Source organism: Pseudanabaena sp. CCNP1317 (assembly GCF_034931345.1).
Classification (GTDB): Bacteria; Cyanobacteriota; Cyanobacteriia; order Pseudanabaenales; family Pseudanabaenaceae; genus Pseudanabaena; species Pseudanabaena galeata.
In genome coordinates, this window is sequence record NZ_JAYGIF010000104.1 from 16,715 (window position 1) to 42,211 (window position 25,497).

General features: G+C 42.6%; 25 protein-coding genes. 14 read left to right on the top strand and 11 right to left on the bottom strand.

Going from position 1 to position 25,497, the window contains the following annotated elements:
• Positions 1–35 precede the first annotated feature (35 nt).
• Positions 36–263: a gas vesicle protein GvpG gene (locus VB775_RS18875; RefSeq protein ID WP_281007271.1), complete on the top strand. Its 228-nt coding sequence runs from the start codon at positions 36–38 to the stop codon at positions 261–263.
• A gap of 190 nt (positions 264–453) precedes the next feature.
• A complete protein-coding gene (locus VB775_RS18880) occupies positions 454–1,185 on the top strand; it encodes a pentapeptide repeat-containing protein (protein WP_281007272.1) in 732 nt (243 codons plus the stop codon).
• An 83-nt stretch (positions 1,186–1,268) separates the two neighbouring features.
• On the opposite strand, the gene VB775_RS18885 is transcribed toward VB775_RS18880, so the two are convergent.
• The 3 genes from VB775_RS18885 to VB775_RS18895 all read right to left on the bottom strand — a co-directional run bounded on the left by VB775_RS18885 (position 1,269) and on the right by VB775_RS18895 (position 6,788).
• Complete coding sequence (locus tag VB775_RS18885; RefSeq protein ID WP_281007273.1) at positions 1,269–1,883, bottom strand: precorrin-8X methylmutase; 615 nt, start codon at positions 1,881–1,883, stop codon at positions 1,269–1,271.
• A 136-nt stretch (positions 1,884–2,019) separates the two neighbouring features.
• The gene (locus VB775_RS18890) at positions 2,020–3,063 is read right to left on the bottom strand and encodes a response regulator (protein WP_281007274.1); all 1,044 of its coding nucleotides are present in this window, start codon (positions 3,061–3,063) and stop codon (positions 2,020–2,022) included.
• Between the two features lie 155 nt (positions 3,064–3,218).
• The gene (locus VB775_RS18895) at positions 3,219–6,788 is read right to left on the bottom strand and encodes a PAS domain S-box protein (RefSeq protein ID WP_281007275.1); all 3,570 of its coding nucleotides are present in this window, start codon (positions 6,786–6,788) and stop codon (positions 3,219–3,221) included.
• A gap of 357 nt (positions 6,789–7,145) precedes the next feature.
• Between VB775_RS18895 and mnmE the strand changes: the two genes are divergently transcribed.
• A complete protein-coding gene (gene mnmE / locus VB775_RS18900; RefSeq protein ID WP_281007276.1) occupies positions 7,146–8,549 on the top strand; it encodes a tRNA uridine-5-carboxymethylaminomethyl(34) synthesis GTPase MnmE in 1,404 nt (467 codons plus the stop codon).
• Between the two features lie 328 nt (positions 8,550–8,877).
• Positions 8,878–10,059 carry a rhodanese-related sulfurtransferase gene (locus tag VB775_RS18905; protein WP_281007277.1) on the top strand — a complete coding sequence of 394 codons (1,182 nt, stop codon included), beginning with the start codon at positions 8,878–8,880 and terminating at the stop codon, positions 10,057–10,059.
• On the opposite strand, the gene VB775_RS18910 is transcribed toward VB775_RS18905, so the two are convergent.
• A complete protein-coding gene (locus tag VB775_RS18910) occupies positions 10,049–10,861 on the bottom strand; it encodes an inositol monophosphatase family protein (protein ID WP_281007278.1) in 813 nt (270 codons plus the stop codon). The genes VB775_RS18905 and VB775_RS18910 overlap by 11 nt on opposite strands.
• Before the next feature lie 174 nt (positions 10,862–11,035).
• On the opposite strand from VB775_RS18910, the gene VB775_RS18915 reads away from it, so the two are divergent.
• From VB775_RS18915 to VB775_RS18925, 3 genes are all read left to right on the top strand, one after another.
• Positions 11,036–11,833 carry an ABC transporter permease gene (locus VB775_RS18915; protein ID WP_281007279.1) on the top strand — a complete coding sequence of 266 codons (798 nt, stop codon included), beginning with the start codon at positions 11,036–11,038 and terminating at the stop codon, positions 11,831–11,833.
• Between the two features lie 93 nt (positions 11,834–11,926).
• A complete protein-coding gene (locus VB775_RS18920; RefSeq protein ID WP_281007280.1) occupies positions 11,927–13,054 on the top strand; it encodes an aldo/keto reductase in 1,128 nt (375 codons plus the stop codon).
• Positions 13,055–13,287: 233 nt separating this feature from the next.
• On the top strand, positions 13,288–13,779 hold the full coding sequence (locus tag VB775_RS18925) for a YajQ family cyclic di-GMP-binding protein (protein ID WP_190577005.1): 492 nt from the start codon (positions 13,288–13,290) through the stop codon (positions 13,777–13,779).
• Positions 13,780–13,957: 178 nt separating this feature from the next.
• Here the strand turns inward: VB775_RS18925 and VB775_RS18930 are convergent, their stop codons facing one another.
• Positions 13,958–14,440 carry a DUF4079 domain-containing protein gene (locus tag VB775_RS18930; RefSeq protein ID WP_281007281.1) on the bottom strand — a complete coding sequence of 161 codons (483 nt, stop codon included), beginning with the start codon at positions 14,438–14,440 and terminating at the stop codon, positions 13,958–13,960.
• A 306-nt stretch (positions 14,441–14,746) separates the two neighbouring features.
• Here VB775_RS18930 and VB775_RS18935 point away from each other — a divergent pair, with 306 nt between their 5' ends.
• Positions 14,747–15,709: a hypothetical protein gene (locus VB775_RS18935; protein WP_281007282.1), complete on the top strand. Its 963-nt coding sequence runs from the start codon at positions 14,747–14,749 to the stop codon at positions 15,707–15,709.
• 37 nt (positions 15,710–15,746) lie between these two features.
• Here the strand turns inward: VB775_RS18935 and VB775_RS18940 are convergent, their stop codons facing one another.
• The 3 genes from VB775_RS18940 to VB775_RS18950 all read right to left on the bottom strand — a co-directional run bounded on the left by VB775_RS18940 (position 15,747) and on the right by VB775_RS18950 (position 17,282).
• Complete coding sequence (locus tag VB775_RS18940; protein WP_281007283.1) at positions 15,747–16,193, bottom strand: CopD family protein; 447 nt, start codon at positions 16,191–16,193, stop codon at positions 15,747–15,749.
• 67 nt (positions 16,194–16,260) lie between these two features.
• Positions 16,261–16,683 (bottom strand): hemerythrin domain-containing protein, encoded by a 423-nt coding sequence (locus VB775_RS18945; protein WP_281007284.1) that lies wholly within the window; start codon positions 16,681–16,683, stop codon positions 16,261–16,263.
• Positions 16,684–16,907: 224 nt separating this feature from the next.
• Positions 16,908–17,282, bottom strand: coding sequence for a group I truncated hemoglobin (locus VB775_RS18950; RefSeq protein WP_281007285.1), 375 nt, complete (start codon positions 17,280–17,282; stop codon positions 16,908–16,910).
• Positions 17,283–17,621: 339 nt separating this feature from the next.
• Between VB775_RS18950 and VB775_RS18955 the strand changes: the two genes are divergently transcribed.
• Positions 17,622–18,302 carry a Crp/Fnr family transcriptional regulator gene (locus VB775_RS18955; RefSeq protein ID WP_281007286.1) on the top strand — a complete coding sequence of 227 codons (681 nt, stop codon included), beginning with the start codon at positions 17,622–17,624 and terminating at the stop codon, positions 18,300–18,302.
• An 83-nt stretch (positions 18,303–18,385) separates the two neighbouring features.
• Here VB775_RS18955 and ispE read toward each other — a convergent pair whose 3' ends face one another.
• Together ispE and pipX are read right to left on the bottom strand one after the other, a co-directional pair.
• Entirely contained in the window at positions 18,386–19,294 is a 909-nt protein-coding gene (gene ispE / locus VB775_RS18960; RefSeq protein WP_281007287.1) for a 4-(cytidine 5'-diphospho)-2-C-methyl-D-erythritol kinase, read from the bottom strand.
• Entirely contained in the window at positions 19,291–19,560 is a 270-nt protein-coding gene (gene pipX, locus VB775_RS18965; RefSeq protein ID WP_281007288.1) for a transcriptional coactivator PipX, read from the bottom strand. The genes ispE and pipX overlap by 4 nt, the downstream gene beginning before the upstream one ends.
• A gap of 247 nt (positions 19,561–19,807) precedes the next feature.
• Between pipX and VB775_RS18970 the strand changes: the two genes are divergently transcribed.
• The 4 genes from VB775_RS18970 to VB775_RS18985 all read left to right on the top strand — a co-directional run bounded on the left by VB775_RS18970 (position 19,808) and on the right by VB775_RS18985 (position 22,998).
• Positions 19,808–20,215, top strand: a complete 408-nt coding sequence (locus VB775_RS18970; protein ID WP_281007289.1) for a hypothetical protein — start codon at positions 19,808–19,810, stop codon at positions 20,213–20,215.
• Between the two features lie 222 nt (positions 20,216–20,437).
• A complete protein-coding gene (locus tag VB775_RS18975; RefSeq protein WP_190576992.1) occupies positions 20,438–20,620 on the top strand; it encodes a hypothetical protein in 183 nt (60 codons plus the stop codon).
• Entirely contained in the window at positions 20,620–21,654 is a 1,035-nt protein-coding gene (locus VB775_RS18980) for a fatty acid desaturase (RefSeq protein ID WP_281007290.1), read from the top strand. The genes VB775_RS18975 and VB775_RS18980 overlap by 1 nt, the downstream gene beginning before the upstream one ends.
• A gap of 162 nt (positions 21,655–21,816) precedes the next feature.
• Entirely contained in the window at positions 21,817–22,998 is a 1,182-nt protein-coding gene (locus VB775_RS18985; protein WP_281007291.1) for an RtcB family protein, read from the top strand.
• 175 nt (positions 22,999–23,173) lie between these two features.
• Here the strand turns inward: VB775_RS18985 and VB775_RS18990 are convergent, their stop codons facing one another.
• Positions 23,174–24,766 carry an NAD(P)H-quinone oxidoreductase subunit 4 gene (locus VB775_RS18990; RefSeq protein ID WP_281007292.1) on the bottom strand — a complete coding sequence of 531 codons (1,593 nt, stop codon included), beginning with the start codon at positions 24,764–24,766 and terminating at the stop codon, positions 23,174–23,176.
• Between the two features lie 325 nt (positions 24,767–25,091).
• On the opposite strand from VB775_RS18990, the gene psbU reads away from it, so the two are divergent.
• On the top strand, positions 25,092–25,475 hold the full coding sequence (gene psbU, locus VB775_RS18995) for a photosystem II complex extrinsic protein PsbU (RefSeq protein ID WP_281007293.1): 384 nt from the start codon (positions 25,092–25,094) through the stop codon (positions 25,473–25,475).
• Positions 25,476–25,497: the final 22 nt, after the last annotated feature.

Consider the following 25,497-nt stretch of genomic DNA (forward strand, 5'->3'; position numbering starts at 1 on the left):
AAGCGGCAATAAGGAATTAAGGAGTACATTTCCCAATGATATGGCAACTACTGACAGCACCCCTCGATGGACTAGTCTGGATTGCAGAGCAAATCGAAGAAAGGGCGACTACTGAATTAGAAAAAACCGAAAATCTGCAAAAACGTCTCACTACTTTACAACTAAAGTTTGATCTTGGTGATATTAGTGAAGAAGATTTCATGGCTCAAGAACAAGAAATTTTAGAAGCTATGGAAGCAGAAATAAATGAACAAGACGAATAAACAGCAATTCTCACTATGAAACCGATTTTGGTATTTCCAGCGCCGAAGGCGCTGGAAATACCAAAATTGTTTTTTTGAAAGTACGCCATTGGCGGACTTTCAAAAAACCGATTTTTATAATGAGAATTGCTGATGAATAAACCAGAGCAGAACGCGCTCTAGTTTATTCTTAACAGAAACGGTAAATCTAATGGAAATCAGTGAACTAATCAATAGCTACCATGCTGGTCGCCGCAATTTTGCGGGAGTCAACCTCAGTAAAACGGATATGAATGGAATTGACTTGAGTCATGCCGATCTCAGTGGTGCAAATCTGAGTGAATCTAGTCTCTACGGCGCAAACTTAAGCAACGCTAAGCTAAATGGTGCAGATTTTAATGGTGCAAAGCTATATCGCGCTAACCTTGTCAGCGCTAATTTCAGTGGCGCTGATTTAGGAGAGGCGGATCTCAGCGAAGCCAATCTCAGTGATGCCAAGCTCTATGGGGTGAATTTGTATGGAGCAATTTTGAACAAAGCTAAATTACCCCGCGCTAAATTAAATGGTGCAAATATGGGTAAAGCTAAGCTAAATAGGGCTGATCTTAGTGAGGCAATTCTCAGGGATGCGCGGTTATTTGGCGCAGGGCTAAATGAGACGATGTTGCAACGAGCTGATCTGAGTAGGGCTAGTCTCAATGGTGCAAATCTAAATAAAGCCATGCTATGTGAGGTGGATCTAACTTTTGCGAGTTTGTACGGTGCAAGTTTATGTGATGCTGATCTGAGCGAAGCCGATCTCACTAGTGCCAATCTCCAAGGCTCCGATCTATCTCGCGTAAATTTTTATAAGGCTAACTTAAGTAAAGCAAAAATGGCAGACGCTGTTACTGAGGGGATGTTGACCCAAGAGGCAAATTTAACAGGCATCATCTGGTCATAAAACCCAAGAATTGATTGGCGGCGCTCCGCGCCGCCAATCAATTCTTGGAGCTATAAAGGTGACGCGAAGCGTCACCTTTAAAATTACTTATTGCCGTAAGCTTGCCATGCCAAATTGACTAGTGAATTAAATATAGCGGCAGCAGCGATCGCATTGCCTTTCCGACCATCAACACGAATATGGGGAATTAATGAGTCATTTAATCGTGACTTGATCACATCGGTATCAATAAACCCCGCAGGAGTTCCAATTACCAGAGCAGGTTTAACATCCTCCATCTCGATCAAATCCACCAAGGTTGCCAATGCTGTTTGCGACTCACCGATCACAAAAATGGCTTCAGGATAGCGTTTTGCCAAAGTTTCAATTCCCCAAGCTGCTTGGGTTTTACCTTTTTGAGGACGGGTAATCGCTTCAACACCACAATAAATAGGATTGGCAAAAGTATCACAGATTTTAGGAAAGATCGCCGCTTGCACCGTTGGGACATCTACGATAATTGTGGTGCGTGTAGCGAGGGCTGTGGCTCCAGCCTGCAGGGAATTTTCAGAAAACCTGACGAGATTTTTATATTCAAAGTCTGCGGTCGCATAAATTACTTGGCGCACAATTTCATATTCAGATGGTGAAAGTGAATGTTCACCAATCTCGTTATCGATTATTGCTAAGCTTTGTGCGTCCGTAATATGCCATTCCATAAAATTATGCGATTACCGTAGTTTAGTCATATAGCATTCAGCTATGACCGTACCATATTTTAGAGAATGTCGCGATTTTTGCACCCAATAGGGAGAGGCAGCGCGAAGCGCTGCCTCTCCCTATTGGGTTTTGAGATTATTCTGGAACATAAGCATTTTGCCTAACACAATTTCGCCCTTCGGCTTTGGCGAGATACAAGGCTCGATCTGCTGACTTGATTAGATGAATCACTTCAAAATCTTGAGTGGGTAAAATTGTCGCAACGCCACAGCTAATCGTCATATACTTAGCAACTTTAGAGTAATCGTGAGGCAATTGCAGCGATCGCACAATTTCTATAGCTCGCATTGCCACATTCATTCCCCCCTCGGCATCGGTATTCGGTAAAATAATCGCAAATTCTTCCCCCCCATAACGAGCCACCAAATCCGCAGGACGATTGGTTGATTTACTAATTGCTTGGGCAACCTCCTGTAAACAGCGATCTCCCTCTTGATGTCCGTAATTATCGTTATAGTTTTTAAAAAAGTCGATATCGCATAGCACTAATGAAATTGGAATTTGTTCTCTATGCGATCGCTTACATTCCTGCTCCAGATATTCATCTAAGCAACGACGATTAGCCACTTGCGTTAAGCCATCGATGGAAACCAATCTTCTTAGCTCTTGCACCACAACTGCTAATTGTTGGTTGGCGGCTTCAAGCTGTTGGCGGAGATTGGCTTGCTCCAGCAAACGCCGCACTCTCTGCCGTAGCACCGCCCAATGAATGGGCTTAGTCACATAGTCTGAAGCCCCCACATCATAGGCGCGATCTACTGATTCGCGATCTTCCAGCGCCGTAATAATTAAAACAGGCGTATGATCGCCATGAGGCAGTTTTTGCAGCCGTGAACAACATTCAAAGCCATCCAAGACAGGCATCATGGCATCCAGTAAGATGATATCTGGTAGATGTTCTTGATAAACTTTTAATGCCTCCATCCCGTTAGCAGCCTCAATCACGCGATAATTTTCCCGTTCCAAATAACGTACTAAAATTTTTCGCATAAACAAATCATCATCCACTATTAAAATCTGAGCAGTCTTGGATGATGATTTTTCGAGGGTATTAATTTCTTGACTTACTTTTGGGCTAGGATGCTGCTTATGGCGATCGCTAATATCATCGATTGTCATTACATGGTTAGACGGTAAAATTGACGTTAACAGACATGCGTCTACCTGAAGAGTTTAAGTGGTTCAGCCTAATTAAAACCTGAAACCAGAGATTGTTCCGCCCGTGTAGCGGGCGGAACAATCTTCTAGGTTTCTAGTGTACTTATCTTAGCTACTTAGTGATATTTTTCATGCTCTAATTCAGATTTAACATTTGCATATTCATCAGTAATTTTATTGATTTTGATATCTAAGTCCTCATATTTTTGATTGCGTAGACTTGTTTCCAATTCGCGGCATAGAGTTGATAGATCTTCTGCACCAATTACACTACTGCTGGATTTTAAGGTGTGAACAGTCCGCACCATTACCTCAAAATTTTTCTGTGCAAGGCTAGTATATAACTCTTGGAGGAGTGATTGCGTATTATCTAAGTAACTATCAATCAGTTCAATCAAAAATTCTGGATCTTCGCCGCCAATATCACTGGCGACTTCATGAAGAGTAGAAATATTAATTGAAGATAATGGTCTGGATTTATTTGGGATGACAGGTGGACATTCTCGTAAAACCCTCACAAGTTCAGCGTTAAGGATAGGCTTGCTGAGATAGTCGTCCATACCTGCGGCTAGACAAATCTCACGATCGCCTTGCATGGCATTGGCGGTCATCGCCACAATCCTCGGCTTGGAGATGAGTTTACCGTTTTGCCAATTCTGCTCAATTAGTTGAGTGGCTTCGAGTCCATCCATCTCTGGCATTTGCATATCCATAAACACTAAGTCATAGGGCTGCTGCGAAAGAGCCGATAGTACCTCTAAGCCATTAGCGGCCACATCAGCCCGATAACCCATACGTTGCAAAATATGTATGGCTACTTTCTGGTTAACCACATTGTCCTCAGCTAGCAAAATTCGCAATGGATGATTTCTTGCCATAAGTGGATCAAAGGCAAAACTTTGCTTTGGTGAGCCTAGAGTAATTCGTGCCGTATTTGATTGATTAGCTAAGTTTTGAGCAATATTTTGACTGATGGTTTGACTAATTGACTGAGGCGATCGCACCGTGGGTGAGATTAGTTGCGAATCACTAACATTGATCGGTGCAGGTTGTTCCCAAATGTTAACGGGAGCCGTAATCGTAAAGTAAAAAGTAGAACCTTTCTGCTCACTGCTTTCCACCCACATTGTGCCGCCCATCAGTTCACATAGGCGCTTACTGATCGCCAGACCTAGCCCAGTCCCCCCATATTGTCGAGTGGTTGAGGCATCTACTTGGCTAAAGGGCTGAAATAGTCGATATAGGCGATCGCTAGGTATACCAATCCCTGTATCTTTTACAGCAAACTGTAGGGTTCGCAGCAACTGAGTTTCTTCATGATGATCGCTCAGTTCACACCGCAAATAATGCGAAACAAGCATTTGCGTAACTGAAATATTGACAGAGCCGCGACTTGTAAATTTGATCGCATTGCCAATTAAATTTGCTAAAACTTGCCGTAATCGAGTCATATCACCGATCACAATCAAATCCACATCGGGATGAATCAAATAACCGAGTTCAATGCCTTTTTCCAATGCCTTAGCTGAGAGCAACTCGATCGTATCTTCTAAACAAGTTCGCAAATCAAAGGTTTGTTCTTCTAGTTCTAAATGTCCTGATTCAATTTTGGAAAAATCTAAAATATCATTGATGATCGTCAGTAATGTGTTACCCGCATTCCGAGCAATCTCCACAAATTCCCGTTGCTCTCTGGTCAAATTTGTATCTAGTAACACCCCTGTCATCCCAATGACCGCATTCATAGGAGTACGAATCTCATGACTCATAGTCGCTAAGAAATCACTCTTAGATCGATTAGCCGCTTCTGCGATCACTCGTGCTTCTTCTAATTCTTTATTTTGTTTAATTAGTTGTTCCCTCTGACGGGTTTCTTGCATTAGTAAATTGGCTTGTGACAGGGCGATACTAACTTGATTTGCTACGGATTCAAGCAATTCTTTTTCTTCAATTGTCCATTCGTGAAAACTATTACAGTGATGTAATAAAATAATCCCATTGGTTAATCCATGGGATGAAGTACGGATCGCTAAAAGCGATCGCAATTGCATTCGATAAAATAGTTCACCAAACTCATCTAAGTCTGACTCAGTATAAACATTAGTAATAGCGATCGCTTGATCTTGACTGGAAATTTTTTTGCCAAAAGCACTATCTAACAAAGGTAATTCAAGATCTTTAACCGAAAAAATTCTGTCTGCTAATTGTTCAGACATTAGCGAAATTTGAGATTGTAAAGCTGAATCATGGTTTTGGTAATCGAGTTTATAAATCAGGCAGCGACTAGCATGAAAGGCTAACTGAATTTGATGAGCAGCTGTTTCAAAAATACTGTTTATATCCAAACTTTGACGAATTTCATCAGTAATACGGTTAAGTAATACGGTAAGACGCATTTGCCTTTTTAAATCTTTTTCAGCCTCTTTGCGGGCTGTAATATCCATTTGAATACCAATAAAATGCGTTACCTTATTGGTGTCATCACATATTGGAGAAATATTTAACTCATTCCAAAATAAAGAGCCATCTTTGCGATAGTTTCTAATGACAACGCTACAAGCTTCTCCTTTCAAAATTGCATTTTTGAGGATATCTTTTTCAGATTGAAATACATCACTTCCTTGTAAAAAACGACAATTTTTGCCCATTACGTCACTAGCTTCATAGCCAGTGATTTTTTCAAACGCAGAATTTATATAGACAATCGGATTGTTTGGGAGGCGAAAATCAGTAATGACGATACCATTGTGGCTTGAAGCGATCGCCCGTTCTTGGAGACGCAGCGTTTCTTCAAATTTTTTGCGATCGCTAATATCAAAGCGAATGGCGAGATATTGCATTGGCTTACCATGATCATCAAGCAGGGGAATGATCGTGCTGTCAGTCCAATAAAATGTGCCGTCTTTAGACGCATTGCGAATTTCACCGCGCCATACATTACCGCTGATGATGGTATTCCAGAGGTTGGTAAAAAATTCTGGTGAATGATAATCGGAATTGATAAATCGATGATTTTTCCCAATTAATTCATCTTGACTATAGCCAGAGATTTCGCAAAATTTATTGTTTGCATAGGTAATCGACCCGTGCAAATCTGTAACGGCAACGATCGCAGCTTGGTCAAGGGCAAATTTTTGAAATTCTAATTCGTGCAGAGTGGTTTGCAACTTAGACTCTGCAAGCTTGCGGTTTGACAAATCGCTGGCAATACCTAAAAATCCTGAAATTTGATTATCGTCATTTCGCAGTGCTGAAATAGAGAGCATCACAGGAAATCGCGATCCATCTTTACGGATATATGTCCATTCTCTTTCCTCTATTTGTCCTAATTTCGCTTTGGCGACAAACACCTCAAAGCCTACTGGAATTGGTCGGCCTAGCTCTTCAGTTAAGGCGATCGCCCGTTGTTGAACCTCTGACAAATCATGAAAGCGCTCAGGAGAGCAATTGCCAATTATTTCTGATGCTGCATAGCCTAGCCAACGCTCAGCCGTGGTATTAAAAGCACAAATTATTCCATCAACAGTTGTCGCAATAATTGAGTAGTTGGCACTATCTAAAATTGCTTGGTGCAATTTCAAGGTCTCTTGGACTGTATTTTTTGCCGTTCTTACCATCCCATTATTTAAAGAATTTCTGCGTTTTTCTGGATAGGTTGGCAAATCACCATCAGTAGATTTAGACATAATTCAAGAAGCCCCCAGATATGAAATCTATCCAAAAATAGATGAAGGGTTGATATTAGGTCAGCAAAAGAAACCTGTAAATGCCCAGATCCCCGACTTTTTCTAGGCAAGCAAAGACAGTTTGCAAATTCACAAAAAAAGTCGGGGATCTTAATCTTTGCTATTTAAGTTTTCTTATGCCTAGCTACTTACACAACAAACATGAATTGTGAATGAATTGCGAAAAATTAAGTTTCACAGTGCGGAGCCTAAGCTCCATGCTTTGTTTACAAATGATTTAGGATTGCTATGTAACAATCATAAAATCATTTTCTATAACAATCATAAGCCATTTATTCAGTTTTTGAGAGCAACGGTATGAGTTTATCTGAGACGATCGCTGCCATTGCCACAGCGATTTCACCCCAACAGGGCAGTGTGGGCATTGTGAGATTATCGGGCGATCGGGCGGTGGCGATCGCGCAGCAGCTTTTCCATGCAGGCGGTAAACAAGTTTGGGAAAGTCATCGTATTCTTTATGGCTATGTGAAGCATCCAGTCTCGGAAACTATTGTCGATGAAAGCCTATTGCTGTTGATGAAAGCACCTCGTTCTTTTACTCGCGAAGATGTCGTAGAGTTTCATTGTCATGGGGGAATTATGGCAGTGCAGCAGGTGTTAAATCTTTGTTTAGAGCAGGGTGCAAGACTAGCAGAAGCAGGGGAATTTAGTTTAAGAGCTTTTCTCAATGGTCGAATCGATCTTACGCAAGCTGAAAGTATTAATGATCTCGTCGGTGCTAAGTCAGCCCAAGCAGCCCAATCGGCGATCGCCTCTCTTCGTGGCAAGCTCGCGCAGTCTTTAAAATATTTGCGTGGTAAATGCTTGAATGTCTTAACTGAAATCGAAGCGCGGATTGATTTTGAAGATGATTTGCCACCCCTTGATGTGGAATGGGTCAAAGCTGAAGTTAAGACGGTTTCTCAAGAATCGCAACAGATTTTAGCCACAGCCGATCGCGGTGAACTATTGCGAACGGGTTTAAAAGTAGCGATCGTTGGTCGTCCCAATGTCGGTAAATCAAGTTTATTAAATGCATGGAGCCGTAGCGATCGGGCGATCGTTACGGATTTGCCAGGAACAACTCGTGATGTCGTTGATTCGCAATTAGTGGTGGGTGGCATTCCCATTCAAGTTCTCGATACCGCAGGGATTAGGGAAACAGAGGATATAGTCGAAAAGATCGGGGTGGAGCGATCGCGGCAAGCGGCTCAGTCTGCGGATTTAGTGTTGATGGTAATTGACGCAAGTGTGGGCTGGAGTGAGAAGGATTTAGAAATCTATGAGACTGTACGTGATCGCCCAGTAATTTTGGTGGTGAATAAGATTGATCTTGTTCCTTGTCCCAGTGAGCAAGAAGCCCTCACCCCCAGCCCCTCTCCCATGGGGAGAGGGGAGCAGGAAATTCTCATTGTCAAAACTGCGGCTTCTCAACAACAGGGAATCGAGGATCTAGAAGCGGCAATTTTAAGATGTATTCACCAAGATGCGATCGCGGCGGCAAATATAGATGTTGCCATTAATCAGCGTCAGAAAGCTTGTTTACTAAGGGTGGTGCAATCCTTAGCTAATGTGCAAATTACGATCGCCGATCAATTACCGCTTGATTTCTGGACAATTGATTTACGCGATGCCATTAGTGCGATCGGTGAAATTACAGGCGAAGAGGTTACCGAATCAGTTCTAGATCAAATTTTCAGTAGATTTTGCATTGGCAAATAAACTACCTACAGCGCTTTGCGCTCAAAACCAAACCAAGAAATTTAAAAAAATTTCTTGTGGTTTATTTGATAGCTGATGTTAGGTGGAAGGAATTCTTGCGATGGCGTAAGTCTATGGCTGGCACGGGGGATTGACCCTACAAGATCTAAAATTTACAGGTAGGGGCAATCCCCCCGTGGTTGCCCTACTTCGCTAGCAGCAAGAGATTCATCATCTAAGTTCCACAAAACATCAGTGATAGGTGATTGCGGTAAATCGAACTATCCTTTTTGATCTAGAGTAGAGATGGGTAGCGCGAAACGCTACCCATTCTATAAATATTAAAACTATGCTAATTCGATTATTTCAAAAACAAGACAGCGACCAGATCGCCCAGTTGTTCCATGACACTATCCGCGAGGTAAATATTCGTGACTATTCTTCTGCACAGGTACAGGCTTGGGCTCCAGATGATTTATATTTCACCAATTGGACAGAAGACTGCACTAGCAACTTTACCTATGTTGCGGAAGAAGAAAGCGAAATCATTGGTTTTGCTCAACTCGAAACTAATGGTCATATTGATTGTTTCTTTTGCCATAAGGACTATCAGCGCTGCGGTGTAGGAACACGGTTATATCAAACGATCGAGGCAAAGGCTCTAGAATTAAAAATAGAACGCTTATTTGTAGAAGTAAGTATTACAGCGAGAGCATTTTTTAAGAGTCGGGGATTTTCTGTAGTTAAGGAACAGCAGGTAACTTGTCGTGGTGAAAAGCTGACTAATTTTGTTATGGAAAAGTCGCTTGCCAAGTATTTAGAGAAGTCTGAACCTTTCGTTGTCGCTACGTTCTATCATTTTGCTGCTCTAGCTGATTATGTATCGATGCGTCCTGCAATTACAGATTTTTGTAATAGTCACGAACTCAAAGGGGTAATTTTATTAGCAAGGGAAGGAATTAACTCCACGATCGCAGGTAGTCGAGAGGGAATTGATGCCCTGTTAAGCTACTTACGATCTGACTCACGTTTACAAGGTTTAGAGCATAAAGAGACCTATTGTGATGTTATGCCCTATAACAAGCTAAAGGTAAGACTCAAAAAAGAACTTGTAAAGTTTGGAGTTTCTGATATTGATCCTAGTAAAGAAGTGGGAACCTATGTAAGTCCTCAAGATTGGAATCAATTAATTAGCGATCCTGATGTATTAGTCATTGATACACGCAATATTTATGAGGTGGAGTTTGGTACTTTTAAAGGAGCGATCGATCCCAATTTAGATTTCTTCCATGATTTCCCTAAGTATGTTGAGGAGAATTTAAGCGATCGCAAGCAGCAAAAAATCGCCATGTTCTGCACAGGTGGCATCCGTTGCGAGAAGGCAAGCGCCTATATGTTGGCTCAAGGCTTTGATGAGGTTTACCATCTCAAGGGAGGCATTCTCAAATATCTAGCAGAAGTTCCTCCCGAAGAAAGTCTCTGGGAAGGCGAATGTTTTGTCTTTGACGATCGCATTGCGACTAAGGGATAAATGGCTTGGCTATTTCCTGAGCCATTGGCAAGAGTTCAGGATGGCTCACTACTAAGGTGGGAAAACTACGGCTACTGTAATCTTTGCCAAGTTCTAATGGAAAGATATTTTGAGAAGCTTCTAAGGGAACCCAGATCGCGCCGATCGCTTTGATAATTACCCATACAGCCGCGATATCCCAAATTTTTGGAGTTGCTTCTACTGCGCCAATCGTAGAGCCGATCGCTACCGTCAAAATGTTATAACTAGCCACGCCCAACATTCGCAATTTAAAAGGGAACTTGGATCGTCCCATTTTTTCGAGACTGCGGGAACAGGCGCTAAAAAAGTAATTGCCAAGTGCATCAGGATCAGGTGAAGTCTCAGGTAAATGAAGCGGTGTGTCGTTGAGAAATGCTGCTGAGCCATGCTCATCTGACCAACCATAAATATTTTGACGCAATGGCGGTATGGCAACATAGCCAAACACAGGTGTCCCACGATGCAATAGCCCCAAGGATATGCCCCAAATCGGAATCCCTCTGGCAAAATTGGTAGTACCGTCAAGGGGATCGACTACCCAAGCCCATTCGCGATCGGGCAAAATTTGCGTTGACTCTTCAGTTAAAATGCCATATTCAGGAAACTCTTTTTCCAGCGCCGCTTTGATATAGGCATCCGCCCAACGATCGCTTTTAGTTACAAGGCTACCATCATCCTTAGCGATCGCTACTCGCGCCTGATCAAAATCAGCAAGGAGGTGATCGCCTACCTGCCTAGTTAATTCTTGGATAAAGGGAAGAATTGCGGTCCAGTTATTCATAGGTTGTTAAGTAGCTCGACGCAGGATAAACTAAAAGGCAAAAAGCTGTGGCGCACGCTGCGCGTTCGCCACAGCTTTTTGCCTTTTAGCATACTGCACGGTTGGCGCGAAGCACCCCTCTAATTGTGCGATAAAATGCAATCATATTAGGACGTATGAGGATTCTTTAGACCTATGAACTTGAGCCTGAACCTGAGTCTAAGTTTAGGTCGCGTTTGGGCGATCGCCACCAACGTATTTCGCGAAACTGTGCGCGAACAGGTGCTGTATCTATCTCTGCTATACACGGCGATCGTGGTATCAGCGATGCTGATGTTGCCAGAATTTTCCTATGACTCATCAGCAAAGATGATTGTCGATGTTGGTATTGCCGCGATCGAAGTGGTGAGTTTGATTGTGGCAGTGTTAGTTGGTACGAATCTGATCAATAAGGAAATCGACAAACGCACAATTTTTATCTTGATTGCTAAGCCCATGCATCGTGCAGAATTTATGCTAGGCAAACACCTAGGCTTAACGGCTGTGGTTGGTGCTTTGGTATCAATTATGACGGTAATTTTTATTGTATTGATGGCGATCAAAAATATTCCGATCCCAATTCCTGCAATTCTTACGGCTAACTTTTTTATCTTTTGGCAGATCATGCTGCTAGGGGCGATCGCCATTTTCTTTGGTTCCTTTTCAGGTTCCCTAATTGCCTCTTTACTGACCCTTGCCGCTTATTTCATCGGTAACTTTAGCCGTGATTTGTTGTTATTGGGTGAGATTTCTAAAAATCCCAGTTTGCAATCTGTAACCCGCACTTTGTATATGATTCTGCCCGATTTGTCCCGTGCTAATCTTAAAAATGAGGCAGTTTACAATATTTTGCCAAGCTTGCCCGATATGTTTAACAATGGCGTGTATATCCTAAGTTATGCGCTGTTGACCTTAGCGATCGCGATTCTCATCTTCGCCCGTCGCCAATTTTAAAAGAACAACATTTTTTTCTTTAAGAATGGCGGCGCATCGCGCCGCCATTCTAATTTTGTGGATTAAGATTAAGTATATTTTAGTGAATTATCTATGCGCTATCGTCGTTTTGGCAAAACTGAGATGCTCCTGTCCGTCTTTTCATTAGGAGCAATGCGCTATATGGAATCGGCAGACAATGCCCACAAAACGATCGCAAGAGCTTTAGAAGTTGGCATTAATCATATTGAAACTGCTCAAGGCTATGGCAAGAGCGAAGAGTTTATCGGCAAAGCGATGCGAAATGGATTGAGCCAACAACGCGATCGCTTTTATCTGACCACCAAAATATCGCCAACCAAAGACGCAGACTCCATGCGTCGCCAAATCGAGCAGTCCCTAAAAAAGATGAATGTGGACTATGTTGATAACTTCGACATACATGGCATTAACTTACAAGAACATCTCGACTTAGTAACCAATCCTAATGGCTGTATGAAAGCTGTTAGAGAAGCCATCGATCAAAAGATGATCGGTCATGTCGGCTTCTCTACCCATGCGCCCCTTGACGTAATTCTCAATACGATCAACACCGATTTGTTCGAGTCAATTAATCTCCATTATTACTACTTCAATCAACGCAATGCCCCTGCGGTTCAGCTAGCCCACGAAAAAGATATGGGCGTATTTATCATCTCGCCATCGGATAAAGGCGGAATGCTATATAAACCCTCCGAAGAATTAGCAGGTGTGAGCTATCCCTTCACGGCTCTGTATATGTGCGATCGCTTTCTGCTCAGTGATCCCCGTGTGCATACCCTTAGCCTTGGTGCAGCCAATCCTGCCGAAATCGACTCGCATCAAGACGCATGGGATCACATTGAGCCTATGTCCGAATTGGAGCAAGCAGTTCTCGATTGTATCAATCGCCGCTATACCATCCTTGAAGGCGATCGCTGTTCTCAATGTTATGAATGCTTACCATGTCCTGAAGAGATTAATATTCCTGAAGTGTTGAGGCTCAGAAACTTAGCAGTCAGTTTTGATATGGTGGAGTTTGGCAAATATCGTTACAAAATGTTTGAAAATGCAGGGCATTGGTTCCCAGGTCGTAAAGCAATTCGTTGCACAGACTGCGGTGATTGCTTGCCCCGATGTCCAGAGAAATTAGATATTCCCAAGCTTTTGCGTGATACCCACGATCGCTTACAAGGAGAAGAAGGCAAGCGGCTTTGGGAATAAACCCCAAAAAACTGTGGCGCACGCACAGCGTGCGCCACAGTTTTTTGGGGTTATGCCCAGCTACTTATAGCTGTTAAGACATAAAACCCAAATAGTGTGAAGTGGTGCTTCGCGCCACTTCACACTATTTGGGTTTTGATTTGTCCTGATACAGGTGGTTATAGCTATATTAGTTTTTTGGTAGGATGAGATACATTCTGCATTTAGAAATAAATAAAATCTAAAATAAATCTATGGCTTCCAGTTATTCTTTCGATGTGGTTAGCGATTTTGATCATCAAGAACTTGTCAATGCGATCGATCAAACTCGTCGTGAAATTGTTAGTCGCTATGACTTAAAAAGCACTAAAACAGAAGTTGAACTTGAAAAAGAATCAATAACCATTAACACAAATAGTGAAATGACGCTTACTTCTGTGATTGATGTGATGCAATCTAAGGCGATTAAGCGTGGTTTGTCTCTAAAAATCTTTGACTACGGCGAAGTGGAATCTGCTAGCGGTAATCGCGTAGTTCAAAAGATTAAGCTGAAGCGCGGAATTGAGCAAGAGCAAGCCAAGAAACTCTCGAAAACCATCCGCGATAATTTCCCTAAAGCTCAGGCTTCCATTCAAGGCGATGCATTGCGGGTTACTTCCAAATCAAAAGATGAACTTCAAGAAATCATCCAACTTGTAAAGACAGAAGACTTTCCCCTCGCTCTACAATTTACAAACTATCGTTAATCACTGATGTTACGGCGAACAAAGATAGTCATAAGGTTTCAATGTCATCTTGAAAAAGGGCTTGGAGACCAAGCCCCTACCATTACAAAAATGTAGGGGCTTGGTCTCCAAGCCCTAATCTCTGCTTGTTGATAACATGATTAATCTAATAAAAAAGGGCGCTTCGCGCCCTTTTTTGTTAGGAAACTTTGAACATTTTTTCTAAAATTCTCTGCACGATTTGCCAACCTGTGAAAGTTTGCCAAGCAAAAACACCTATCAAAGCCGTATTTACAGTGATATGTGTGACTCGCGCCCATTCTTTACCCTGTTGCAATAATGGTGCAAGCGCCGCCGACAATGCAGCTAAAAATGCTAAGCCCAAACCTGCTAGCAGATGTCCACCCACAAATAGTTTGCCACTATCGTTATAGGTGACTGCCATACCGCCGACAGCACCTGCTACCATCAACACCAAAAAGACTGATCCAAGTTTGTGATGCAGGATGTTGTAACGCTTCGAGATCAAGGCTTTTTTCTCTTCCCCTTCAGTGCTGCGAATCCTGCGATATTGCCAGCCAACATATCCTGCATAAAGTGCCAAAAATAGAGTTAAGAGCATCAGAATTGGGTGAGCAAAGGTCACCACAGTTTTAAATGGTTCTGGAATTGCGACAATCATAGTTCTTAGTTGAAATTAGCAGTGTGAAGACGCTGTATCAAATCTTATCTTATGTTAATATTCCCACCAAGGAAAGTTATAGCAATGTAAGTTTTGCTTAGGACATTAAACCCAAAAGATGAGTGGCGGCGCGAAGCGCCGCCACTCATCTTTTGGGTTTTGATTTTTGTCCGAGCTATCTCTTACATTGCTAAAGTGTTGAAATTAACCTGTTATGGATTTTGAGTTTGAGATTAGCTTTATACAAACTTACATAGCGATCGCTGTTACCATCAATGATAATTTCTGGAAAGGAGCAAGCATTCGATGTCCGTAGTCAATCAGCAAGAAGTTTTGGCAAGCTTTAAAGTTTTGGTAAGCATGGCAAAAGCCGACGGCAAACTGCTCGAAGAAGAGTTTGCCAGTCTTGCCGATACCTTTGAAGAAATTCATCTGCCCGAAGGTGTTACCGTCGATCGCCTCTTGAATGAAGAAGATGCGCCAATTGATGAATTACTGACCCAAATTACCAGTGAAATCGCACAGGAGATGGTTTATCAGTCAGCCTATGCGATGGCAAATATCGATGGTGAGTGTAGTTCCGAAGAAAAAGAACTGCTAGATAAAATTGGTAAAACTTTTACTAGTTCTAAGCTTTGGGGCAAACAAGAGTGGCTAGAAACCCTAGAGCGTCGCTCCACCAAATCCTCAATTTCAGAGCAAGTACGTCAAATCGACGATCCTGATAAGCGTGCGGCTGAGGTCGAGAATGCTACTACCGATGCCTGTTTTTTAAATGCTGTTTTAGGCGCATTCCCGATCCCAGGGATCGCGATCGCCTTTGACATGCTGATCTACTGGAATCAACTCGATCTCGCCCAAGCGATCGGGCAAAGCTGGGGCTATGACCGCAATCGTGACGATTTCCGCAAAGCTATCTTTGGTAGTTTGGGGATCACTGGCACTAGAATCGCAGTGAGTAACCTAGCCAAGCTAGTTCCTGTATTCGGAATGGTTGTTGGTGCAACTACTGCCTATGCCAGTACATGGGCATTGGGCAAGGTTGCCAATGAATACTTTGCTTCGGGTGGTGAGATGGATGCTTTTAGCATTCGTCAAGCCTTTAAAAAAGCGAAGAAAGAGGGTGAAGCGATCTACAAAACTAAAGCTGAAGAAATTGCCGCCAAGAAAAAAGCGATTGAGCCTCAAGTACAGTTGCTCAATGAGGAACTAAAAGCAGGAAGTATCACCCCTGAAGAATATCAAGAGAAGCTAAAAAACCTTCTCTAAATCTAAAAAGAAGGGGCGCTATGCGCCCCTTCTTTTTTTATGCAAAGCCGCCAAGGCGAATCCCTGCGCCTAAAATCGCAAATAAAACGGCTAGGGTTGTGACTCCAATAATGTGATAAGCCAAGGAGTTCAAAGTTTCTTTAGTGAGATTAGGAATGATAAAAAAGCGGGCATGAATCGCCAGTGCGATCGTTCCTAACAAAAGTAATAACTTGAAGCCAATATAAGTTGACAGATACGAATCAAAGGCGAGGAAGTTCTGGAAATTCGGAAAATAAGTCCATGTGAGCCATAGTCCTGTAACCACCTGCAACAACAGCGCAGTGAGTCCAAATCCTTCAAAATGTTCTTCAAATTGATGGATGCGATCGGGATCGCGATGTTTGAGAGCTTGGGGTAGAACGGTTGTTGCTAATACAAGATGCCCACCTGTCCAGACCGTGGCTCCTAAGATATGCAAAACAACTAAAATTTTAAATAACATTTTGTGCTTTACAGGCGCAACCTGCCTTGGTCTAGGTTTTATAAATATAGCGATCGCTTAATTCTGATTAGCTTTGACTAGCTTTGCTTTTCTCTAAAGCGATCGCTTTAGGAAAAAGCACATTATTTTCCTTATGAATATGCTGATGCATATCCTGCTCAAAGTTCAGCAAACTATCAAGCATGGCGCGATAGGTGTTACAAGCCCATTCAGGGGGCGTGTAATTATCGGTGAGTTGACGCAATTGACCGAGGGCAACGCCAGCTTCATCATGCTCAAATTCCATCTGATGTACAGGATTAGCGATCGTGCCGCAATGGAAAGAGGGAACGGTGTCGCTAGATTCTAACTGACGGATCATTGGGAACAAAATCTTTTCTTCCTTCTGCAAATGCGTCTCTAGTTCTTGAGATACCGCGAGAAATATATCCTTGATTTGATGGAGGCGTGGTTCTTTTTCCCCATGTACCGCCGCAACTTTGGCTACCATCTTTTCCAAGCGAGGTAGCTCAGTATGTAGGTAAGCATGGTGAGTTTGTTCGATATGGTCGGCTAGTAATAGTCAACTTTGGCTTGTTCAAACAGTCGCGAAAGGGAAGGGCGATCGCGAACGATTTCGCCTACGGTATCGCTGATTTGAAAAGTTGCCATATATTTAGTCTCCTGTTTGTTCTACTTCGAGAGTGCAGCTTTGCCGCGCTCTCGACAAAATAATTAGCCGTTCAAAACATCTTTTTTGTGTTGAGGAGCCGCCGCTACTGCCGCCACCTCTGCCAAAAGATCATCAGAAACTCCCATCTCTTTGAGGGTAATCATCAAATCCTCGGCAACCGCATCAAAGTGGTCGCTGTTTAAGCCCTGCATTTCTACCAACTTCTTGTGAGCTTCGCGCATATAACGCCCGTCATATTTGTCTGTACCACCAAAGGCATAGGTGAGGAAGGCTTTCTGATGCGCCCTTTGCTTCACCATATCTGTATCTGCAAAAAAGTGTTTGATGCGATCGTCTTGTAATACTCTTTCGTAGAAGCGATCGACGGCTACATCAACGGCTGCTGCGCCACCAAGCTTTTCAAATAATGTTGTCATATGCAATTTCTGTTTATCTAATGTCGATAGCATAGGAGAACATCATCTGAGAAGTCTTTGACTTAAGTCAAAAAACTTAAAAAATCCTTAACTCTAGAGCTAATCTTGACGCACCCCTCATCCCCCAACCCCTTCTCCCGCAGGAGAAGGGGAGAAAAATTAGATTTCTTGTTCCCCTCTCCTGCGGGAGAGGGGCTAGGGGTGAGGGCTTAGCGCTTTGGTGTGTTAAGTATATGAACACCTTAGCAAAGGTAGGGGCTTAGTCTCCAAGCCCCAATCTCATCTGTGATTTTTTGATTGGAAGTATAGTTGTTGAACGCAACGATCGCATTGAGGAAAATGTTAAACAAATTAGACTTGAGCCATTGGTTGCAGACGATTCTAATTTTTCGAGGATTATCACCAGAGCAAATCATTCCTTTAGCTCAAATTGCTCAACTGCAAAAATTTGAAAAGGGTGAAGTAATCTTCCAGCAAGATAGTGAAGCAACAGGATTTTTCATAGTCCAAACAGGACGAGTCAAGGTTTTTAAAATGGCTGCCAATGGCAAAGAACACATCTTACATTTGCTTAATGTGCAAGATTACTTTGCAGAAGTACCAGCCTTAGATGGTAGAGCCTTCCCTGCTTCGGCGATCGCATTGGAATACATAGAATTAATTTTCTTTCCTCGACTTCCCTTTCTCGAATTACTTCACCAATATCCTGCGATCGCCATCAATATGTTGATGAGTATGGCAAACCACTCACGCAAACTCGCGCATATGGTTGAAGAACTCTCCTGCAAAGATGTACCACAACGATTAGCGTCCTATTTATTGGCTTTGAGCGATCGCGAATTTGGCGCTAATGTCATCACTCTAGATGTCACTAAAACACAATTAGCTGCAACTTTAGGAACGATTCCAGCCACCCTATCTAGGGCTTTTTATCGTCTTAGTAGTGAAGGATTAATTGCCATTAATGGTTCACAGATTGAGTTATTAGATCGCGATCGCTTGCAAGATACCAGCGATTAGCATCAAGAACCGATTATTTGTGGCGCGGCTTCGCCGCGCCACAAATAATCGGTTCTTGATTTTGTTAAGCCCCTTGTATGTGATCAAGCATCAAAGATCGATCTAACTAAGCTCTTTACCACCCATACATCAATGTCATCGGTTCTTACAGCCTCAGCAATTTGCTGAGCGCGATCTAGATCGGGCGCGATCGCAAATACCGTTGAGCCTGAACCAGACATCATTGCACCAAGACATTCTTGATCTAGTAATTTATTTTTTAGTTCAGCAATTGCAGGATACTCAGGCAATACTACTCGTTCGAGATCGTTGTAAAGTAAGCGCCCAATTTTATGAGGTGCGGATTCACCACCAGAAGCGATCGCCGCCACAATTTGGCTAGAGAGATTTTGATTTTTGACTTGACTCGTTGCAAGCAACTCTTGCTTGCGGAAAGTTTGATAAGCCCATGCAGTCGCGATCGCAATCTGACGTGGCTTGCAAATCACTAATACTAAATCAATGAGATCGGGCAAAGGTGAAAGTACTTCGCCACGACCTGTCGCTAAAGCAGTGCCACCAGAAACACAGAAAGGAATATCAGAACCTAACTGAGCTGCAAAATCACAAAGCTGTGATTGGGTGAGTCCCAAATCCCAAAGGCGATCAATCCCTACAAAAACTGCGGCGGCATTGGCTGAACCACCAGCTAAACCAGCCCCCATCGGAATTTTCTTGTCGATCGCAATCTCCATGCCCCCAATCTCTGGATAGACACTCTGCATCAAAGCAGCAGCTTTGTAAGCCAGATTGGAGCGATCGCAAGGTACTTCAGGGTTAGTACAAAGGATTTGAATTTCATCTGTACCGATTTTACGAATATCAACGCGATCGCATAGATCGATACTCTGCAAAATCATCACTAGATCGTGGTAACCATCAGCACGATTCCCCGTAATCTCCAGATAGAGATTAATTTTTGCGGCAGCTTTGAGAGAAATACGCGAGGTCATTGGGAAAAAGTTCGCTTGTATATGTGCTGTAAGTTTTTTTGATCGGTATCAGTGCCACCACGCCGTAGCGATCGCATTTGGTTTTCGACCATGAGTTTGGCATCTGCTCGAGAGACAGGCTCAAACTGAACACCGTCAGGACCAGTAGTAATTAGGAAAAACAACCTTTGAGCGTAGAGAGTGGTAAACAAACTACGAAACTCATCTACCCTACATAAGCGAGATAGCAAGCCAAAAGTAGGATGATTTAGATAGTGTTCGGACATTTGGCAGGCTAGAAAATTTAGTAAATTTGATGAACTAGGAGAGGTGAATTTTTTCTGTATCGTAAACAACATGAGTTTAACGAAATAATCAGGGAGGAGGATTTATCAAGAAGCTAAAAAATCCCCAGAGATCAGACAATACAACCTATTCGATAATATTACGATTACTATTTTGATATGTTAAGTGCGATTAATCAGGAAATGTTATCAAACCTTAACGACTTTTTAGCTAGACTTCGAGTAAATTATGACTCAAATTTTTAATTTTCATATTCTTCCAAGACTTGTTTTAGTTGTAGTCATGCTCTTTACCCTTTTGACCGCACCCTATCAAGCGATCGCTGCTGAACGTCGTCCTGTGATCCCCGCTAATGGTCAACCAATTCTCAGTGGTAATATGCATGGCTCTGACTGGATTGCGGCTTCCCAAGATTCTAAGCAAGCCTATTGTGAAGAAGCCTTTGCCGCCTTTCGTGGCTCTGCGGCTCAAAGCTATATCATTAGCCACAATATCCAAAGTCTGAGTCCAGAAGGACTATGCGATCGCATGGATCAGTACTATAGCCTCGAAGAATATGCCGATGATCGGCTCGGATCAGCCGCCGCGATCGCCCCCATCCTCTTTGCTGATACACCCCTTGGCACAAAATACTAAAATAAATTGGTCAAATTGTAGCCTTACCTTTGGGGCGAGGGAACAATGAGATTAAGTCCATTGTCTGTGTGCTAAGTGACAGTTAATGAGATTCCGCTCCGTATAATTACTCATTAGATATGTTTATGGGTATACAAAAATACACATGACATAAGCTAAAATCTGAGGCATAAATATTTTTGTGGTGTGATCGTAACGTTTTAAAAGCGTTTTAAAGGAAGTATGAGCAAACAAACTGAAGCCCTAACCAAAGAGATTTCTACATTGAACGTAACCGCTAAAAAGTTATATTCCGAAGAAGTTCAAGCCGAACTGGCGGAATTGCAATCTGATATCGATGTTCTTTTCCAGCAATTACAAAGCTTGAGCCGTCAACGCCTGACCACAGTAGGGAGTGCTCAGTAGTGGTTGCCATACAAAATTCCTCACACACTCTTACCCCTGAGACCACCCTCCGCGACATCATCAAAACCATTCCTTCTGAGTACTTTGAGAAAAAACCTCTCAGAGCTTGGTTGAGTGTACTATTTTCCTTGACGACTGCCGCACTTGGTTATGCCAGCATTGCCTTCTCGCCTTGGTATCTGTTACCCTTTGCTTGGATCTTTACAGGTACGGCTCTCACTGGCTGGTTCGTAATTGGTCATGATTGCGGACATCGTTCCTTCTCCAATAAGATTTGGATTAACGATCTTGTCGGTCATATTGCTTTCTTGCCATTAATTTTCCCTTTTCACGGTTGGCGCTTCAAGCATGATCACCATCATCAACATACTAATAAGATGGGCGAGGACAATGCTTGGTATCCTTTCACCGTTGAAGAATATGAAGAAGGCAAAGGTTTGATTTCTGGGGTATATCGCCTAATTCGTACTCGCTTTTGGTGGATAGGTTCAATTATTCACTGGGCAAATTTGCATTTTAATTCCAGTCTTTATCCTGAGCGTCAGCGCGAGCAAGTTAAGTTTTCCTATCGTTTGGTTATCGTTTTTGCAGCGATCACCTTTCCAGTTTTGATTTACACCACGGGTTTCTTAGGATTTATCAATTTCTTTTTGATGCCTTGGTTGGTTTATCACTTTTGGATGAGTACATTCACGATTGTTCACCACACGATGCCAGATATCCAGTTTAAAGATAAGGATAAATGGCACGCTGCCACCGATCAGCTAACAGGAACTGTCCATTGCGACTATCCTGCTTGGGTAGAATGGCTATGTCACGATATTAATGTGCATGTTCCTCACCATATTTCTACTGGTATTCCTTCGTATAACTTGCGTCTAGCGCACAAGTCTCTCGATGAGAATTGGGGTCAATATATGTACAAGACTAAGTTTTCTTGGGAATTGATGAAGGATATTGGCGATCGCTGCCATATCTATGACGCAGAAAAATGCTACAAAACCTTTACTGAAGTTGATGCTAAATCAGTTTAACTAGCATTAATTTTAATCCCAAAAAAACAGACGTTGCTAAGCAACGTCTGTTTTTTTGGTTTCGGGGCATTGCTTTGCACTGCCCTGAACTTTTTGGATCAATGCTATTGCGCGATTATGTTTCATATTGTAGTATGCATACTACAATATGAAATTAAGACTATGCCTTATCAAAAGTTAAATATCTCCACACCCAAGCCTGTGTTGTCTTGGGCTGCTCATGATCTAGGTTATGAAGAAACCAAAATGGCAAAAAATGTTGCATCCTTGCCCTTCGTGTTTAAGCATGTAGCGCTTATGCCTGACGTACATCTCGGTAAGGGCGCTCTCGTTGGTTCCGTGATTGCCACTAAAGAAGCGATCGTACCTGCGGCGGTAGGCGTAGACATTGGCTGCGGCATGGCAGCAATTAAAACTCCATTTCGTTATGAACAGCTAGAAGGTAAGCTTAAGCAAATTCGTCTAGAAATTGAAGCCGCAATTCCCGTAGGCTTTAATGACAATAAAGAAGTTGAAAAGCCAGTGCTAAATTGGCAAGGATGGCGAGAATTCCGCGAATTACATTCAGGAGTTCAACATCTGGAAGGTAAAGCGATGAAGCAAATGGGTTCTTTAGGTGGAGGTAATCACTTCATAGAGGTTTGCATAGATACAGATAATCAGGTGTGGCTGATGCTGCATTCTGGTTCTCGAAATATTGGCAATATGCTGGCTCAAAGACATATCGATACAGCCAAAAATCTCGCACGGTTAGCAGAAAATTCTTTGCCTGATAAGGATCTTGCCTATTTTATTGCGGGTACTGCTGAATTCGCAGCTTATTGGCGAGATTTACAATGGGCGCAGGAATATGCGCGTTTCAATCGCGATGTCATGATGGCGAGATTTAAGAAGATCATCGAGAAGTTTGCTAGCGGTGGTAAGCCTGTGAAGCCTTTACTAACTGTAAACTGTCATCATAACTATGCAGAAAAAGAAACTCATTCCGGAGAAGATGTCTATGTCACCCGCAAAGGTGCAGTAAGGGCAAGAACTGAGGACTATGGTATTATCCCTGGCTCAATGGGAGCGAAATCTTTTATTGTCAAAGGAAAAAGTAATGCCGAAAGTTATTGCTCCTGTTCTCACGGGGCGGGGCGATTGCTATCGCGGAGTAAAGCGAAGGATCAATTCACTTTAGATGACCTAATTCAGCAAACTCAAGGCATTGAGTGTCGCAAGGATACAGGCATCATTGATGAAATTCCTGCGGCTTATAAACCAATTGAGCAAGTGATGAATCAGCAATCTGATTTAGTGGAAGTTATCGCAACTTTGAAACAAATTATCTGTGTCAAAGGTTGAATTAACGTGAGTTCGACGCAAATGGCTATATCGAACTCACGTTGTCTAGGACATAAAATCCAAAATAAAAGCGGCGGCGCAAAGCGACACCACTTTTATTTTGGATTTTGATTTGCCCTATAGCAATTTGCGCTCAAACAAAAAAAGAAGGTTCGCCATGCGAACCCTCTTTAGGCTATTTGCTTAAACTTGGTGAAGGTTGAGTTTGTAGACTCGCCAAACGCTTGTTATCGCGTTTATTAGCTAGAGCGGGAACCGCCTCACGCAGAGTAGTCGCTAGTTGTGTCGTGGTCGAATCATAGATTTGTGTCACGATTTTAGGATAGAAACCGATACCAATAATTGGAATCAACAGACAAGCAATAATAAAGACCTCACGAGGTTCAGCATCAACGAGATCTTGATGAGAAGTGAGCGCTTTATTTTCTTGACCATAGAAAATTTCGCGCAACATCGAGAGCAGATATACAGGCGTTAAGATCACACCCACTGCCATCAACAAGAGGGCAATAACTTTAAATGTGCCGCTATAAGCATCACTCGTAGCAAAACCAACAAAAATCATTACCTCAGCCACAAAACCACTCATCCCCGGTAAAGCCAGAGATGCAAGGGAGCAGGTCGTGAACATCGCAAAGATTTTGGGCATCTGCTGACCGACTCCACCCATCTCATCAAGGATCAATGTGTGGGTGCGATCGTAGGTTGCCCCCACTAGGAAAAATAAGCTCGCGCCAATTAGTCCATGGGAGATCATTTGCAACATTGCGCCACTTGTACCGAGATCGGTGAATGAAGCTAAACCGATTAGCACAAAGCCCATATGCGAGATCGATGAATAGGCTATCTTGCGTTTGAGACTGCGCTGAGCAAAAGACGTAAGCGCCGCGTAAATAATATTAACGATTCCCAAAATTACTAAGATCGGTGCAAAGTAAGCATGGGCTTCAGGTAACATACCTGCATTCATCCGCATTAGGGCGTAGCCACCCATTTTTAGCAAAATACCTGCAAGGAGCATGTGAACTGGTGCGGTTGCTTCACCATGAGCATCGGGTAACCATGTATGCAAAGGGAAAATTGGCAACTTGACTCCATAGGAAATCAAGAATGCGCCATAGGCTAGCAGTTGGAAGGTGAGGGGATAGTTCTTATTAGCAAGGGCGGCCATGTCAAAGGTGACAGTATCACCATAAAAAGCCATCGCCAATCCAGCTACAAGGATGAACAGGGAGCCGATCGCTGTGTAAAGAATAAATTTGGTGGCAGCATATAGTCGCTTATAGCCCCCCCAGATTGACAGCAACAGGTATACAGGAATTAGCTCTAGTTCCCATGTTAGGAAAAACAGCAACATGTCCTGCACAGCAAATACGGCAATCTGTGCGCCATACATTGATAGTAGTAAAAAATAAAATAAGCGAGGCTTCAGAGTGACAGGCCAAGCTGCCAAGGTTGCTAATGTGGTGATAAATCCAGTCAGCAAGACCAAAGGCATCGAGAGTCCATCAACGCCCACTGACCAATTTAGCCCCAGTTGCGGAACCCACGAATAACTCTCAACGAGTTGGAGGTTGGGGTTGCTGTAGTCATATTTTGTGCAGAAGGCATAGGCGATCGCCGCAAAGTCAATCAGTCCCACCACTAGTGCAAACCAGCGAATGTTTTTGCCATCACCTTTGTCTGGGACAAAGGCAACCACGAGGGACATAACTATGGGAAAGGCAATGATAAACGTGAGCCAAGGGAAGTTTTCGAGACTTAACATATTCAAAAGTAACCGTTGTAATTACCCACCCATTTCTAGACAGTCATTTTACCTATGGTCACTTACCGACTCTGTAGTTGTTTATAGTTACTTAAACCTAGGCGATCGCCATAAATTTAAGATTTCAGTCTGGGATCGTTATAGGGTAGGGGATTAAGGATTTTTTGTTGGTTTGAAATTTATGTAAATGTTTGTAAAGGAGAGTTAACAAATAGAGACAATTGTTTACATATTCTTGATTTGCTACACCTAAGGCTTTGGGTTTCCAATTTTCTGCTAATCTCGAAAGTGAATAAATTAATTTTTTAATAGAGAGATTTTGGGCATGAAAGCACTTATACGCTTTTCTGTTTTACTAGTGGCGATCGCGTCAATTTGGACAACTGGCTTTTTAGGTTCTTTTGGCAGTAACTCTGCATTTGCCGAAGAATTACCTGCTACCAATTTTTACACACAAGATCTTAGCAAAATCGACCTGAACAACGCTAACATCAACACTTTTCGTCAAGTACGTGGTATGTATCCCACATTAGGTAGGATCATCATTGAAAATTCACCTTATAAATCCTTAGATGAGGTGCTAGCAATTAATGGTTTAAATGAATCACAAAAAGAACTGATCAAAGCAAATGCTGATAAGTTCACCCTCAAAAAGCCTGATGAGTCTATGGGGCGTGAGCGAATTAACAATGCTAACTACAGATTGTAGATTGTAATTAAAAGATGCGCTT